This window comes from Aciditerrimonas ferrireducens (assembly GCF_023130475.1).
In the GTDB taxonomy this organism is placed as follows: domain Bacteria; phylum Actinomycetota; class Acidimicrobiia; order Acidimicrobiales; family UBA8190; genus Aciditerrimonas; species Aciditerrimonas ferrireducens.
The window spans coordinates 20,832-34,736 of the sequence record NZ_JAKHEX010000010.1 but is presented as its reverse complement, the minus strand read 5'-3'; the positions used below and the strand labels follow the sequence as shown (position 1 = coordinate 34,736).

The window sequence follows — 13,905 nt, the reverse complement described above, 5'->3', positions numbered from 1 at the left end:
TTGCTCGGCAACCACGGTCGGCGAGGTTCGCTCCTCTTGCCACCGGATTCCCGTGATCGCCATCAGATCCCGCTCACTTCCCGTGTTGTAACCATGCCGTCCCTAGCGATTTCACCCGCCGAGCAGGTGGGGTGCCGCTCGTCCGTGAACGGCACCCCACTGCCCGTCTTGCATCAATCCTCAGCGGATCCCGTTGGCCACCGGGCTGGTCCGCCGACGCCGCACCACGTAGGCCACGCCACCGCCGACGCCGAGAAGACCGGCCAGCGCAGCGCCGCCCACAGCACCGACCGGGACGGTCGACGTGCCGGACGACACGATGTCGACGGTGCCGATGGTGTTGTTGCTCGGCGGGGTGCACGTCAGCGTGGCGTCGTCCCCGTTCAGCGAACCACCGCTGATGACGGACACGACGGTGATGTCACCAGCCGTGAAAGTGGCCGTCCCCGGGGTGTTCCCTGCGGTGAAGCTGAGGGGTGCCAGGGCTACCGAGATCGGGCTCGTGAGCTCCGAGGTCGTCACCGTCGGGGTCTGGGTGTTCGTGTCCGTCGTGCTCGTCGGGGTCACGTTGGTGGCGTCGACCTCGGCCTTCACCGACTGGACGGTCACGCTCGTGATCCCGAGGCCCGAGGCCGTCGCAGCAATGATCGACGGCAGCGTCGTCTGAGAGGTGGCCTGGACCGTGAAGCTCTGCCCGGGGCTCACCTCCTGCGGGGCGGTGACGTCCAAGACCACCGTCGCCGTCTGGTCGGTCAAGGTGATAGCTGGGGTCGACACCGTGCAGGTGTAGTCGAAGGTGTCGGTGATGCTCTGGGTGCCGCCATTGGTCTGGGCACCCGCGACCCCGGCCATGCCGGCCGCGAGGCCGAGGGCCCCGACCGCTGCCATGCCTCCCTGGATCGTCCGGCGGGCCAGTCGCTTCCCGCCGTTCGTGGGCTTCCCCATCGTCGTTCTGACCTCCTGCTTCGGCACCTGCCGGCTCGCCTCCTCGGCAACGGGCGGGTGCTGTGTCGTTCTCCGTCGTTCTTGCGATCTCGTGCTCCGCACCGCCGGTGCGGCCCCCGCAGACGTCCTGCCTTGGCATCCCCCCTTCGGGCTCCCCGCCGGGACACCCCTTGTGCCCCGCTCCCACGCTGCCGGGCTGTTCCCGACCCGACGTCCGCACTCTACGATGACCACTCCAAGTAGTCAACCTTGGGATGGTCTTGATTCAAGGCGCCGAGAACCGGATCGGCCCTGGTCGGGGAACCATCCTGGTCAGGACCCTCGTTCGCCAGCGAACGAGAAGCACAACATTGCGCGCCGAGCGGTCGCCGGGCAACCCGGCTGCCGACCGGCCAGACTGGAGCCATGCTCGAGGACGTCGCGCCCTTCGCGCCGGCCACGTTCCTCCGTCAGCAGGTCGAAGCCCACCCCGAGGCCCCGATGCTCCTGGCCGGGGACGACCAGCGGACCTGGGCCGAGTTCGCCTCGCGGGCCGCCCAGGTGGCCCAGGCCCTGCGGGCCGAGGGGGTGGGGCCGGGGGACCGGGTGGCCTTCGTGGACCGCAACGGTCTCCCCCACTTCGAGACGCTCTTCGGCTGCGCCCTGCTCGGCGCGGTCCACGTGGCGGTGAACTGGCGCCTGGCCCCCGGCGAGGTCGGCGCGGTCCTGGCCGACGCCCAGGCCCGTGTGGTGGTGGCCGACCCGGGGGCCGGAGGGGTGGGAGGTCGGCTCCTGCCCGACCAGCTGGCCGCCACCGGAGCCCGCCGGCTGGTCCTCCTCGGTCCGCTGCCCGAGGGCTCGGCCCCCGACGTCCCGGTGGTCGGCTACGAGGCCTGGCTGGCCGACCGGCCCGCCGAGGACCCCGGGCACCAGCCGGCCCTCGCCGAGCCGGCCATCCAGCTCTACACCTCGGGCACCACCGGACAGCCCAAGGGGGTGGTGCTCAGCCAGGCCAACCTCGCCACCGCCATGGCCACCGCCCGCCGGGTCTTCGGGATCCGGGCCGACACTGTGAGCCTCGTGGCCATGCCCCTGTTCCACATCGGCGGCATCGGCTGGGCTCTGGCGGCCATGTCCCAGGGCGGCACCTCGGTGGTCCTCCGGGACGTCGACCCGGGCGTCGTGCTGGACCTCGTCGAGCGCCACCGGGTCACCGAGACCTTCGTCGTGCCGGCGGTCCTCATGGCCCTCCTCGCCCACCCCCGCATCCAGGACGCCGACCTCTCGAGCCTCCGGACCGTCTTCTACGGCGCCTCACCGATCGCCGAGGACGTCCTGGTCCGCTGCCTCGACCGCTTCGGCTGCGGCTTCGCCCAGCTCTACGGCATGACCGAGACCACCGGGGCCATCACCATGCTGGCCCCGGAGGACCACGACCCGAGCGGGCCCCGCCGCCACCTCCTGCGCTCGGCCGGCCGGCCCCTTCCGGGGGTCGAGCTCCGCGTCGTCGACCCGGCCGACGGCCGGCTGCTGCCCCCCGGCCAGGTCGGGGAGGTCCAGACCCGGTCCCCCTTCACCATGCTCGGCTACTTCCGCAAACCCGAGGAGACCGCGGCGACCATCGACCCCGAGGGCTGGCTCCGCACCGGCGACGCCGGCTCCCTGGACGAGGAGGGCTACCTCTTCCTCCACGACCGCATCAAGGACATGATCGTCTCGGGGGGCGAGAACGTCTACCCGGCCGAGGTCGAGAACGTCCTCCTCGGTCATCCCCAGGTGGCCGACGCCGCGGTCATCGGGGTGCCCGACGACCGCTGGGGCGAGACGGTGAAAGCCGTCGTGGTGCCCGCCCCCGGGGCGCCGCCGGCCGACGAGCTGGCCCCGGCCCTCCTCGCCTACTGCCGGGAGCGCCTGGCCCACTACAAGTGCCCCACCTCGGTCGACCTGGTGCCCAGCCTGCCCCGCAACCCGACCGGCAAAGTCCTCAAGCGGGTCCTCCGCGAGCCCTACTGGCAGGGCCACGAGCGCCGGATCCGCTGAGGGGCCCGCTCAGACGCGCCCGGCCCCCGCTGCCGTCGGGGGCTCGTCGGCCGGTGGCGACGCGTGGGCCAACAGCCGCGGCACGAGCTCCTCGACCTGGGCTCCTGCGGCCCGGACCCGCCGCTCGAGCTCCTCCACCAGGGCCGTGGCCCGCTCCAGCTTGGCCACGAGCTGGTCGACGTCGACCTCGGCACCCTCGAAGAAGGCCACGATCCGGTCCAGCTCGCCGCTGGCTTCGGCGTAGCTCAGCTCGCCCACCGGCTTCACCGGCGCCTCGTCCGCTCGCTCCCCGCTCATCCTCCGACCCCTCCTGGTTCGCTCGCCCCGCCCGATCCTCGGGCAGGCAGCTCGTCCTCCACCCGCGACAGGACCGAGCCGTCGGCCAACCGGGTCCGCAGGCGCCCTCCGGCCAGCGCGTCGGCGACCTGCCGCACCAGCCGGCCGTCGGGACCGTAGGTCAGGCTGTAGCCCCGCTCCAGCTGCCGCTGCACGTCGTAGGCGGCCAGCAGACGCCGCCAGGCGGCCACTCGGTCGGCTTGGCGCGCCGCGGCCATCCGGGCCCCCGGCGCCAGCCGGCCCGCCTGGGACCGCAGCCGGGCCTGGGCCTCGGCGACCTGCCGGGGCGCCGCTCGGGCCACCCGCTCGGCCCGGACCGCCAGGAGGTCCCGCTGGCGGCCCACCTGGCCCCGCACCGACCCGGCCAGCCGGCGCCGACGCAACTCCTGGGCCGCCTGGGCCCCGGCCAGAGCCCGCTCGGCTCCTCGGGCCACCCGCTCGGCCCGCTCGACCACCGAAGCCCAGAAGCTGCCCACCCGATCGACCAGGGCCCGCCCGCAGGCCGTCGGCGTCCGCCAGGCCTGGTGGGCCACCAGGTCGGCGACCGACTCGTCGCCACTGTGGCCGATGCCCGTCCACACCGGCACCGGGCAGCTGGCCACGGCCCGGGCCACCGCCTCGGCGTCGAAGGCCACCAGGTCGCCCCGGGCGCCCCCGCCCCGCACGACGCAGACCACGTCACACCCCTGCTCGCCGAGTGCCGTGACGGCCGCTGCCACCTCGCCAGCGGCGGTGGCGCCTTGCACCGTTACCGGCCAGAGCCGGACCGAGAAGGCGAAGCCCGACTCTGCGAGCTGTCCGAGGAAGTCGCGACACCCCTCGCTGCCGGGCGAAGCCACGAGCCCCACCCGGAGGGGCACCGCGGCGAGGGGCCGGCGCTTGTTGGCCTCCAAGAGCCCCTCCTTGGCCAGCTGCCGGACGAGGGCCCGTCGGGCCGCGGCGAGGCGCCCGAGGAGGGCGTCGACGTCCAGCTCGTCCACGATCAGCTGGAGCTGCCCCCGGCCCTCGTAGAGCTCCACCCGCCCCCGCACCACCACCACCATGCCTGCGGTCAGGGTCACGCCCTCCTCGGCCAGGAGCCGCTTGAGGGGCTGCCAGGTGGAGCGCCAGCAGCTGGCCTTCAGGACCGGGGGGTGGCTGCCCTCCGCCTCGGGGTCCACGAGGTCCAGGTAGCAGTGGCCGCTTTGGGCCTCGGTCGCCTTCTGGAGCTCGCCTCGGACCCAGACCCGGGCGGTGGTCGGGAAAACCCGGGCGACCGCCTCCTTCGCCCGGAGGAGCACCTCCCCGACGCTCAGGACCTCCCGGGCGGCGTCGCCCTCTCCGCCCTCCTCCGCCTCGGACAGCAGGTCGAGCAGCCCGCCCTCGGTCCCGGCCAGCGGCTGCCGCCTCGGTCGGCCCACGCCTTCACGCTACCTGGCACGAGCAGCGCCGGGGAGCTGCCAGAATGCGGGAGGCAGCGAGTCGGCCGGGTGGCCGCGGCTCGGGCCGGGGCAACCCGGCGCCGGGTCGAGGAAGGTCGGGACTCCGCAGGGCAGGGTGCTGGCGAGAGGCCAGTCGGGGCGACCCGCAGGACAGTGCCACAGAGAACAGACCGCCGATGGCGCCAGCGGCGCACAGGCAAGGGTGCAACGGTGCGGTAAGAGCGCACCAGCGGCCGGGGTGACCCGGTCGGCTCGGCAAACCCCACCCGGAGCAAGGCCAAGCAGGGGGCATGGGCGGCCCGTCCGGCCGGTCCTGGACCGGCAGCCCCCAGGTCGGCCGCGTAGATGGATGGCCACCGGCGCCGCTTTGGCGGCGTCACAGAATCCCGCCTACAGGCCGACTCGCTGCCCCCGGCCCTGCTCAGCCCGCTCGGCCCGGGTGCGGGACCGGGACGGCTGCGCGACACTGAGCAGGTCGTGGGTGCTGCTGCTCGAACCTGGTTGGGCCTCGTCCTGGCGCTCTGCTCCGCCCTGGTGGTGGCCTGGGCCTACACCCGGGAGCACGACGCGGCCACGTCGCTGCCGCCAGTGTCGGCCGCCCACCCGTTGCGCTCGGCTCGCTTGCTCGTGACGGACCGGCGCTGGATGGTCGGCTTCGCCGCCGAAGGTGGGGGCTGGGTGGTCTACCTCCTCGCCCTCCGCCTGGCCCCCCTGGCCCTGGTCCAGGCGGTCAGCGCCTCGGGGGTCGCCCTCCTCGCCGCCCTCACCGTCGGCGGCCACCTCGGCCGGCTCTCCCGCCGGGAGCGCACCGCCGTCCTTCTTGCGGTCGGGGGTTTGGTGCTCCTCGGCGCCTCCCTGGCCGGGACCCTGCCCTCCGAGCGCCTCCCGCGGGCCGTGCCCGCCGCGCTCTGGCTCGGGGCTTCCCTCGGCCTGGCTCTCCTCCTCGCCGCCGGCTGGCCTCGGCTCCTCCAGGCCTCCTCGCTCGGCGCGGCCGCCGGCCTCCTCTTCGCCGGCGGGGACACCTCGGCGAAGCTGGTGGTCCAGGGCGGGGGTTGGCTGCTGGCGGCCGTCCCCCTCGTCCTCTGCTACAGCCTCGGTTCGCTCGAGCTCCAAAGCGCGTTCCAACACGGGCGAGTGCTGGTGGCTGCGGGGACGGCGAACCTGGTCACGAACGCCGTGCCCATCGTGGCGGGCTTCCTCCTCTTCCACCAGGCCCTCCCCGGCGGGTGGCGGCTCGGGGTCGAAGCGCTCGCCCTTGCGGCCATCGTCACCAGCGCCATGCTCCTCGGGGACCGGGCCCGGGGGGTGGGGGCCGAAGCCGAGCAGCCCGCGCCCTCGGTTGCCGGGCACCCCTGCGCCTCGGGCTGAGCGGGGTCCCGGGGACCCATCGGGCCGGGCGGGCGACGTTCCCGCCTCAGGACCCGGCCAGGAGCTCGGCCAGCCAAGGGCCGGGAGGCACCCCGAAGACCGACAGGACCGGACCCCTCGGGCCCTGGTCGAGCAGCGTGACGGCGCCCGGCGCCAGGTGCAGCCGCCACGCCAGGTCGTCGCCGGCGTCCAGTGCCCAGGCCACCGCCGCCTTGATCGGGCTGACGTGGCTCACCACCAGCACGTGGCCCGACCCGCCCTCGTGCACCAGCTCCGTCAGCGCCGACCGGACCCGCCGGCCGACCGCGGCAAGGGACTCCCCACCCGGCGGGGCGGCCTCCGGGTCGGCCTGCCAGCGTCGCCACTCCTCGGCCGGCACCGCGCTCAGCGGCTGGCCGTCGAAGCGACCGTAGTCGGCCTCGGCCCAGCGGTCGTCCACGTCGATGGGTGGACCACCGGCTGCCCGAATGGCGGCTGCCGTCTCCCTCGCCCGCCCCAGGGGACTGCAGAGCACCCGCTGCACCCGGCCAGCCACGGCAGCGGCGAGCACTGCGGCCTGGGCCCGCCCCCGCTCGGTGAGCGGCGACTCCGTCCGGCCGAGCAGCAGCTTCGCCCGGTTGCCCTCGCACTCGCCGTGCCGGGCCAGCACGATCACGACCACCCGCCCCCGTCGACGACCATCGCTGGCCTCAGTGCACCGGCACGAGGATCCGGCCGCACTGCTCGCAGGTCCCGAGGGTGCCCCCCGGGGCCCGCCGCAAGCGGTCGACCTCCATCGCCGGCAGGGTCAAGTGGCAGCCCTCGCAGCGCCCACCGACCAGCCGGGCCGCTCCCGGCCCTCCGACTCGCCGGCGGATCGCCTCGTACCGGGCCAGGACCTCGTCGGGCAGGGCGCGGGCCCGAGCCTCCCGCTCGGGCAGGAGCGCAACCTGCTGGGCCTCGACCTCCCGCTCCGCTGCCGCCAGCTCCGCCGCCCGGCCTGCCCGGCGCTCCTCCAAGTCGGCCAGCTCGGCCGCCAGGCCGGCCAGCTCGGCCTCCAGGGGCTCCAGGGCCTCCATGAGCGCCAGCTCCTGGTCCTCCAGGCCGGCCACGTGGCGGGCCAGCTGCTGCATCTCTTCGTCGATGGCCGCCAGGTCCCGGGCAGCTCGGATCTGGCCGCTTCGAGCGCGGGCCTCCAGCTGGTCGCGACGGACCCGGGCCGCCTCGGCCTGGGCCTCGAGCGCAGCCTGCTCGCCCGCCAGCCGGTCTCGTTCGGCTGCCAGCCCGGCCTGCCGCCGGCGACACGCCTCGAGTTCGGCGTCCAGGGCCTCCAGGGCTCGTCGGGCCGGCAGACCCGCCAGCTCGTGGGCCAGCCGGTCGAGGGCCTCGTCCAGCGCCGCCAGGGCGAGGACCTCCTCGCCGAGCTCCCCGGGTTCACCAGCGCTCATGGCGACCTCACCGTAGCGGGTGGGGGTCGAGCCCCGAGCGGCCGCCCAGGAGCCCCTCGACGGCTCGAAGCGCCCCCATCAGGGCCTCGTCGGCCAGGGCCAGGGCCGTCGGCCAGTCGAACCAGGCCACGGCGGGGCTCTCCCCCGGGGCTGGCGCCGGGTCCTGGTCGGCGCCGAGGAGCAGATAGCGCAGGTCCAGGTGGAGGTGCTCGCCCGCCGGGTGGACGTCCACGTGGACCAGCCGCGGCCCACCGGCGGGGTGCCGCACCGCCACTCCGGTCTCCTCGAGCGTCTCCCGCAGCGCCGCCTCGACCGGCCACTCCCCGGGCTCGAGGTGGCCGCCGGGCTGCAGCCAGCGGCCGAGGCGCCGGTGGCGGTGGAGCAGCACACCCCGGGGCCCGACCACCACCGCCGAGCCGGTCACGTGCTCCGGCCCGGCCTCCCGGTCGAACGGCGCAGGGAGTGCAGCGAGGAGGGCCAGCATCCGGGCCTGGCTGGCCCGCTCCCGGTCGTCCCCCGCCCGGTGTCGCCGGACGGCGTCGAGCAGCACCTGGCGGCGCTCCTCGTCGCTCGCGCCTCCCGGGTTTCCTGCGAGGCTCACGGCGCTGCCTCGACCCCTGCCGGCGCAGGCGGCGCGGGCGCAGCGGCCAGCCCGGGCCCGGGGGGCGCCTCGGCTGGCTCGGATCCCGGCCCGTCGCCCCCCGCCAACCGCTTGGCCGGCAGGAGGGGGAGCCGGACCCTGAACAGGGCACCGCCCCCCGGTCGGTCCTCCACCGCCACCTGGCCACCGTGGGCCCGGACCAGGGCGGCCACGATGGCCAGGCCCAGCCCCAGGCCGCCGGTGGCGCGCTGACGAGAAGGATCGAGGCGCTGGAAGGGCTCGAAGATCCGCTGGCGCTCCTCGGGCGGGATGCCCGGGCCGCGATCCGCGACCATCAGCACCGCCCAGCCGGCCTCCTCCCCCACGGTCACCTCCACGGGACTCTCCGGCGGCGTGTGCACCAGGGCGTTGGCCACGAGGTTGTCGAGGACCTGCCGGAGACGCAACCGGTCGCCCTCGACCTGGACCGCAGCTCGGAGATGCACGAGCCGGACCTCGCGGTCCGGGTGGGCGGCCCGGGCAGCCGCCACGGTCTCCTGGGCCAGCTCGACCAGCTCCACCGGCTGGCGTTCCAGGGGACGCTTCTGGTCCAGGCGGGCCAAGAGCAAGAGGTCCTCGACCAGCAGGGCCATCCGCTCGGCTTCCGAGCGGATGTGGCCCATGGCCACCGCCAGGTCCTCCGGCCGGTCCCGGGCCCCCCGGTCGAACAGCTCGGCGTAGCCCCGGATGGAGGTCAAGGGGGTCCGCAGCTCGTGGGAGGCGTCGGCCAGGAAGCGCCGCAGCCGGTCCTCCGAGGCCGCTTGGGCGGCGAAGGCCCGCTCGATCTCGGTCAGCATCACGTTCAAGGCCTCGCCCAGCTGCCCGACCTCGGTCCTCGGGTCGGCGTCGTCGACCCGACGGCTGAGGTCGCCACCGGCGATGGCCCCGGCCGTCTTCGCCATGGCCCGCAGCGGGCGCAGGCCGCGCCGGACGATCAGACCGGCTGCCACCCCCAGGGCCACCAGGGCGCCGGCGCTCACGAGCACCTCGACGAGGAGCAGGTGGCCGAGGTCGTGGTCCACAGCGGTGAGCGGCGTGCCCACGACCACGGTCTCCCCGTCGGGCAGCTGCGCGGCGAGGACCCGGTAGGCGGGGCCGTTGGCCACCGACGCGGTGAAGGGACCGTCCGGCGGGTCCGCCGGCAGCTTCGGCAGCTGCTGGGGCGGCCCGAACCACAGCGTCGCCTCGACCCCGCCCGGCCCACCCAGCTGGGCGAAGTCCCCGGGCGGCAAGGTGCCCGAGGAGTCCAGCGGCACCTGGCAGCTCTGGCCGGCCGAGAACAGGGCCTGCTGCCGGCAGAACGCCACCGTTCGGGCCACCGACCGCAGCGGCACGGCCTCGAGCTGCTGATCGACCTGCCCGACCAGGTAGGTCCGCAGCTCCGTGTAGGTCAAGACGTCGGCCACCGCCAGGCCCACCACGAGGAGGGCCAACAAGGCCAGCAGCAGCCGGGTCCGGAGGGTCATGGAGCGCCGGTCACCTCGGGGGCCGCAAGCTGTACCCCACGCCCCGCACCGTCGCGATCATCCGGGGGCCCAGGCCGTCGATCTTGCGGCGCAGGTAGCTGATGTAGATCTCCACCACGTTCGCGTTGCCGTCGAAGTCATAGTTCCAGACCCGGTCCAGGATCTGGGCCTTCGACACCACCCGGCCGGCGTTCAGCATCAGGTAGTGCAGCAGCTTGAACTCCGTAGGGGTGAGCTCCACGACCTGGCCGGCTCGGCGCACCTCGTGCGCCTCCTCGTCGAGCTCCAGGTCCCCCACCACCAGTCGGCCCGAGTCCTGGTCCTCGGGTCGGACCCGCCGCAGGATGGCCCGCACCCGCACGATCAACTCCTCGACACTGAAGGGCTTCGTCATGTAGTCGTCGCCCCCCAGGGTGAAACCCCGCAGCTTGTCGTCCAAGGCGTCCCGGGCGGTGAGGAAGAGGACCGGGAGCCGGGGCTGGTCCGTCAGCCCCGAGAGCCGCCGCAGGACCTCGTACCCGTCGAAGTCCGGCAGCATGACGTCCAGGACCAGCAGGTGGGGCCGGAACTCGGCCACGGCCCGAAGGGCCTCCTGCCCGCTGGCCGCCGCCCGGACCTCCATCCCCTCGTAGCGCAGCGCCATCGACAGCAGGTCGGTGATGCTCCGCTCGTCGTCCACCACCAGAATCCGGGGAGCAGGGCCGCTCGAGCTGCCCGAGGTCTGGCCGGCAGCCAGGGTGCTGGTCATACCCCCATCGTGCCGGACCTCCCTGTGACGATGCTGTGAAGATTCCTGGAATCTCGTCGACGCTCGAGGGTGGCCAGCTGCCCACACGCCGCGCTGGCTTGGCGACCCCGGGTGACCCGGACGGTGACGTTCACCCCCCGGGCCACCAGGTCGTCCCGGAACCGCCGGACCCGCTGCGGGGGACTGCCCGTGGCCGGGTAGCCCGGGGTGGGGTTCAAGGGGATGAGGTTCACGTGCGCTTTGAGCCGCCGGGCGATGCCGGCCAGCCGCTTCGCGTCCTGGGGCCGGTCGTTCACCTGGTCGATCAGGGCCCACTCGAAGCTCAGCCGCCGACCGGTCCGGGCCACCCAGAACTCGCAGGCTTCCAGCAGGGCCGCGAGCGGGTAGCGCCGGTTCAGCGGCACCAGCTGACTGCGCAGCTCGTCGTCGGCAGCGTGGAGGGAGACCGCCAAGGTCAGGGGGAGACCGGTCTCGGCGAGCCGCCGGATCCCGGGCACGACCCCCACGGTCGAGAGGGTCAGCCGCCGGGGGGAGAGGCCCAGGTCGCCCACGATCCGCTCCAGCGCGGCCCAGGTCCGGTCGAAGGCGGCCAGGGGCTCCCCCATGCCCATGAAGACCACGTTCGTCAGACGCCGGGGTCGGCTCGCCGCCATGGCCCGGGCCACCTGCTCGACGATCTCGCCCGGGTCCAGGTGCCGGACGAAACCGGCCTGGCCGGTGGCGCAGAACTGGCAGGCCATGGCGCACCCGGCCTGGCTGGAGACGCAGACCGTGGTCCGCGCCCCCGCCGCCATGAGCACGGTCTCGATGGTCGCCCCGTCCTGGAGCTCGAAGAGCCACTTGCGGGTGGCTCCCCCGTCAGCCGGCGTCTCCCGTCGCAGGGTCAGCTGGGGAACGAGGGCCACGGCCAGCTGCGCCCGGAGCGCCCCAGGCAGCTCGGTCATGGCGTCCGGGGGGGTCAGGCGCCGGTACAGGCCGTCCCAGACCTGCCGCACCCGGTAGGCCGGCTCCCCCGCCAGCAGGGCCGCGAGATCCTCCCGGCTGGCGCTGTACCAGCCGAGCGGCGCGCCCGGCATCGTTCCCGCGTGCAGCTCGGCCACCGTCCCAAGCCTACGGCGCCCCGCCGAGGGCCTGGCCGGGCGCCTTGCCCGGAGCAAGGACCCTGGGTTCCCATGGGAAGATGCCCGCTCGAGACCCCGTGCCTCCCCCATTCGGTCGCCTCGCCGAGCCCCAGGCGGCCCCGGCCACCGGCGAGACCGTGACGGTCCTCGTCGAGACGGCGGGAGCCCGGGTCGAGCACATCCTGAGCGGCCAGCTCGCCCTGCCCCTCGACTACGACCAGGACCACGACGAGTGGGTGCTCGTCCTGGCCGGGCGGGCTCGGCTGGCGGTCGAGGGCACCGAGGCCGTGCTCGGTCCCGGCGACTGGCTCCTCCTCCCCGCCCACCGCCCCCATCGGCTCCTGGCCGTCGAGCCGGGCACCGCCTGGCTGGCCGTCCACCTGCCGCCGGGAGGGGAGGAGCCCACCGCCTAGGGTCCAGCGTCCCCGGGAACCCCGGCGGCACTCGCTGCCGGGAACTCGGCCAGGGAGCTCGTCGGCCCGAGGGGCAGGCACCACCGGCCTTGGCGGAGCACCAGCCGCCACAGGGCGATCCCCTCGTCGGCCGGTCCCCGCAGCCGAGCGCCGCTCTTGAGGTCGAACTGGCTCCCGTGGCCCGGACAGGTCAGGACCGACCCTTCCAGGACGCCCTCGGCGAGGGCTCGGCCCGCATGGGGGCAGCGATCCACGAAGCAGACCATCGCCCCTTCGACTCGGTAGACGGCCAACGGTCCGACCGGGGAGTCCCCGAGCCGCGCCACCAACCCCAGGTGCCCCGCCGCGTCCGCGTCCGCCAGCACCGGGAACCAGCGACGACCCCTTCCGGCCGTGAGCAGCTCCTCGAGGGCTCGGCCGACCGCGCCCCGGTTCACGACCCGGTCGAAACCGGCCCGCTCGGCCGAGAGCCACCGGTCCCGATCGGGTCGGCTGGCGACCCCGAGGACCAGGGTCTCCGGCCAGCGATCGCGCCAGGCGGCCACGTCGGCGGCCACGCCGGGGGCTTCGATGTCGAGGACCACGACGAGCGGACCGCTGTCCTGGTCGCCCAGCCCCGACGGGCCCGCAGCGACGGTGACGACCTCGGCACCTCGTCGTCCTGCGGCGCGCCGCACCGCCCGCTCGACCAGCCCGTCGGCCACGCCGAGAGCCACCCGGTCCACTCCGGCCGGGACCTCGTCGCAATCGGTCGACGGCAGGGCGATCCTCAGATGAACAGGGTGATGTCGGACTCGCAGGCCATCTCGATGAAGCTGGCCGCCCCCATGCTCGGCTCCAGGCCGTCGATGAAGTCGTCCTTCGTCAAGCCGTAGAGCTCCATGGTCATCTGGCACGGGTACAGCTTCACCCCGAGGTCCTTCGCCATCTCGAGCAGGTCGCTCGGCGAGGCCACCTTGTACTGCTTGGCCAGCTTCTTGATCATCGCGGTGCCCATGCCGCCCATGTGCATCTTGCCCAACCGGAGGTGGTCGGTGCCGCCTCGGTCCATGAGGGACTCCCCGATCTGCATCCAGTTCTGGCCCGTCACCCGCTTGTCGTTCTTCTGCAGCACCCGCAGGCCCCAGAAGGTGAAGAAGACGTTCACCTCCAGGCCCGACGCGGCGGCCGTGGTGGCCAAGATGAGCACCGGCCACACCCGGTCCAAGTCCGAGCTCCAGCAGACCATGGCCATCCGCTTCGGCCGGTTGCCTGCCGGTCCTTCGCGGCCAAGGGCTTCGAGCGTCTCAGACAGCTCGTCGGACATACCCTCCCCCTTTTCTCGCGCCCGCCGTTGCCTTCCGATGCCGTTCGCTCGAGGTGGCCCTTCCCGCCAGCGAACGGCCGCTTTTCCCCCGATGGCGGCGCCTTACTGCTGCCTGGCAGCTAGTGTTCGCCACTTTGAATATTAGCAGACGAGCACGCCAGTGGCTAGGGGCCGGGGGGCGCACCAGCCTTCCCAGGGCAGGAGCCGCCCGGCTTTGCGCGGGCCCGGCTTTTTCCGGGCCCAGTGCAGGCGGGCCCGGTTCAGTCGGCACACCGCATGCACGTGATCCCCTGCTCGTCCAGCAAGCGCCGGTAGTGCTCGTAGGCCTCGGTCGCCGAGAGCAGGAAGGCCTGTTCGCCGGCGAGGTCCTCCGGAGCGAGCCGGTAGAACCAGCCAACGCCGTAGGGGTCCCGGTTGGCCACGGCGATGTCGGCCTCGAAGGCCTCCCGATTGACGGCGACGATCGCCCCCGACAGGGGGCTCGGCATGGGACCGACCCACTTGGCGCTCTCCACGACCGCCAGGGGCCGGTGCCGCCGGACCCTCGTCCCCGGCCGCTTCCAGGTCACCCCGACGAGTCGTCCGCATCTCGTCTGGGCCGGATCGGTCATCCCGAGGACCGCCTCGTCGCCTTCGAGCCGGACCCAGACGTCGGCCTCCACGTCGTAGAGCAGGTCCTCGGGGAAGGCGCAGCC

15 protein-coding genes and 1 other RNA gene are annotated in these 13,905 nt (G+C 74.1%); 4 read left to right on the top strand and 12 right to left on the bottom strand.

Features of this window, described 5'->3' with window-relative positions:
* Positions 1-180 precede the first annotated feature (180 nt).
* Positions 181-945 carry a hypothetical protein gene (locus Acit_RS07425; protein ID WP_248107542.1) on the bottom strand — a complete coding sequence of 255 codons (765 nt, stop codon included), beginning with the start codon at positions 943-945 and terminating at the stop codon, positions 181-183.
* A gap of 405 nt (positions 946-1,350) precedes the next feature.
* Here Acit_RS07425 and Acit_RS07420 point away from each other — a divergent pair, with 405 nt between their 5' ends.
* Positions 1,351-2,964, top strand: coding sequence for a long-chain-fatty-acid--CoA ligase (locus Acit_RS07420; protein ID WP_248107540.1), 1,614 nt, complete (start codon positions 1,351-1,353; stop codon positions 2,962-2,964).
* Positions 2,965-2,973: 9 nt separating this feature from the next.
* Here the strand turns inward: Acit_RS07420 and Acit_RS07415 are convergent, their stop codons facing one another.
* Entirely contained in the window at positions 2,974-3,261 is a 288-nt protein-coding gene (locus tag Acit_RS07415) for an exodeoxyribonuclease VII small subunit (RefSeq protein ID WP_248107539.1), read from the bottom strand.
* Positions 3,258-4,700 (bottom strand): exodeoxyribonuclease VII large subunit, encoded by a 1,443-nt coding sequence (xseA, locus tag Acit_RS07410; protein ID WP_248107537.1) that lies wholly within the window; start codon positions 4,698-4,700, stop codon positions 3,258-3,260. Before xseA ends, Acit_RS07415 begins: the two co-directional genes overlap by 4 nt.
* 57 nt (positions 4,701-4,757) lie before the next feature.
* Between xseA and rnpB the strand changes: the two genes are divergently transcribed.
* An RNA gene (gene rnpB, locus Acit_RS07405) (RNase P RNA component class A) lies at positions 4,758-5,130 on the top strand.
* 68 nt (positions 5,131-5,198) lie between these two features.
* Positions 5,199-6,089 (top strand): hypothetical protein, encoded by an 891-nt coding sequence (locus Acit_RS07400; RefSeq protein WP_248107535.1) that lies wholly within the window; start codon positions 5,199-5,201, stop codon positions 6,087-6,089.
* A 46-nt stretch (positions 6,090-6,135) separates the two neighbouring features.
* On the opposite strand, the gene Acit_RS07395 is transcribed toward Acit_RS07400, so the two are convergent.
* The 6 genes from Acit_RS07395 to rlmN are packed head-to-tail and all read right to left on the bottom strand — an operon-like array spanning position 6,136 to position 11,470.
* Positions 6,136-6,750: a histidine phosphatase family protein gene (locus Acit_RS07395; RefSeq protein WP_248107533.1), complete on the bottom strand. Its 615-nt coding sequence runs from the start codon at positions 6,748-6,750 to the stop codon at positions 6,136-6,138.
* Between the two features lie 28 nt (positions 6,751-6,778).
* On the bottom strand, positions 6,779-7,516 hold the full coding sequence (locus tag Acit_RS13055; RefSeq protein WP_282436526.1) for a zinc ribbon domain-containing protein: 738 nt from the start codon (positions 7,514-7,516) through the stop codon (positions 6,779-6,781).
* A gap of 7 nt (positions 7,517-7,523) precedes the next feature.
* A complete protein-coding gene (locus tag Acit_RS07385) occupies positions 7,524-8,117 on the bottom strand; it encodes an NUDIX domain-containing protein (RefSeq protein WP_248107531.1) in 594 nt (197 codons plus the stop codon).
* Positions 8,114-9,622, bottom strand: coding sequence for a sensor histidine kinase (locus tag Acit_RS07380; RefSeq protein ID WP_248107529.1), 1,509 nt, complete (start codon positions 9,620-9,622; stop codon positions 8,114-8,116). Before Acit_RS07380 ends, Acit_RS07385 begins: the two co-directional genes overlap by 4 nt.
* Positions 9,623-9,632: 10 nt before the next feature.
* Entirely contained in the window at positions 9,633-10,358 is a 726-nt protein-coding gene (locus tag Acit_RS07375; RefSeq protein WP_376746029.1) for a response regulator transcription factor, read from the bottom strand.
* Positions 10,359-10,366: 8 nt separating this feature from the next.
* Positions 10,367-11,470 (bottom strand): dual-specificity RNA methyltransferase RlmN, encoded by a 1,104-nt coding sequence (gene rlmN, locus Acit_RS07370; protein WP_248107524.1) that lies wholly within the window; start codon positions 11,468-11,470, stop codon positions 10,367-10,369.
* A gap of 80 nt (positions 11,471-11,550) precedes the next feature.
* Between rlmN and Acit_RS07365 the strand changes: the two genes are divergently transcribed.
* Positions 11,551-11,904 (top strand): cupin domain-containing protein, encoded by a 354-nt coding sequence (locus tag Acit_RS07365; protein ID WP_248107522.1) that lies wholly within the window; start codon positions 11,551-11,553, stop codon positions 11,902-11,904.
* On the opposite strand, the gene Acit_RS13630 is transcribed toward Acit_RS07365, so the two are convergent.
* The 3 genes from Acit_RS13630 to Acit_RS07350 all read right to left on the bottom strand — a co-directional run.
* Positions 11,901-12,629 carry a Rieske (2Fe-2S) protein gene (locus Acit_RS13630; protein WP_312710120.1) on the bottom strand — a complete coding sequence of 243 codons (729 nt, stop codon included), beginning with the start codon at positions 12,627-12,629 and terminating at the stop codon, positions 11,901-11,903. The two genes, Acit_RS07365 and Acit_RS13630, sit on opposite strands and share 4 nt — an antisense overlap.
* Positions 12,630-12,673: 44 nt before the next feature.
* Positions 12,674-13,210: a DsrE/DsrF/DrsH-like family protein gene (locus Acit_RS07355; RefSeq protein WP_248107518.1), complete on the bottom strand. Its 537-nt coding sequence runs from the start codon at positions 13,208-13,210 to the stop codon at positions 12,674-12,676.
* Positions 13,211-13,470: 260 nt separating this feature from the next.
* The coding region (locus Acit_RS07350) for a biotin/lipoyl attachment domain-containing protein (RefSeq protein WP_248107516.1) at positions 13,471-13,905 on the bottom strand (435 nt) is incomplete at its 5' end.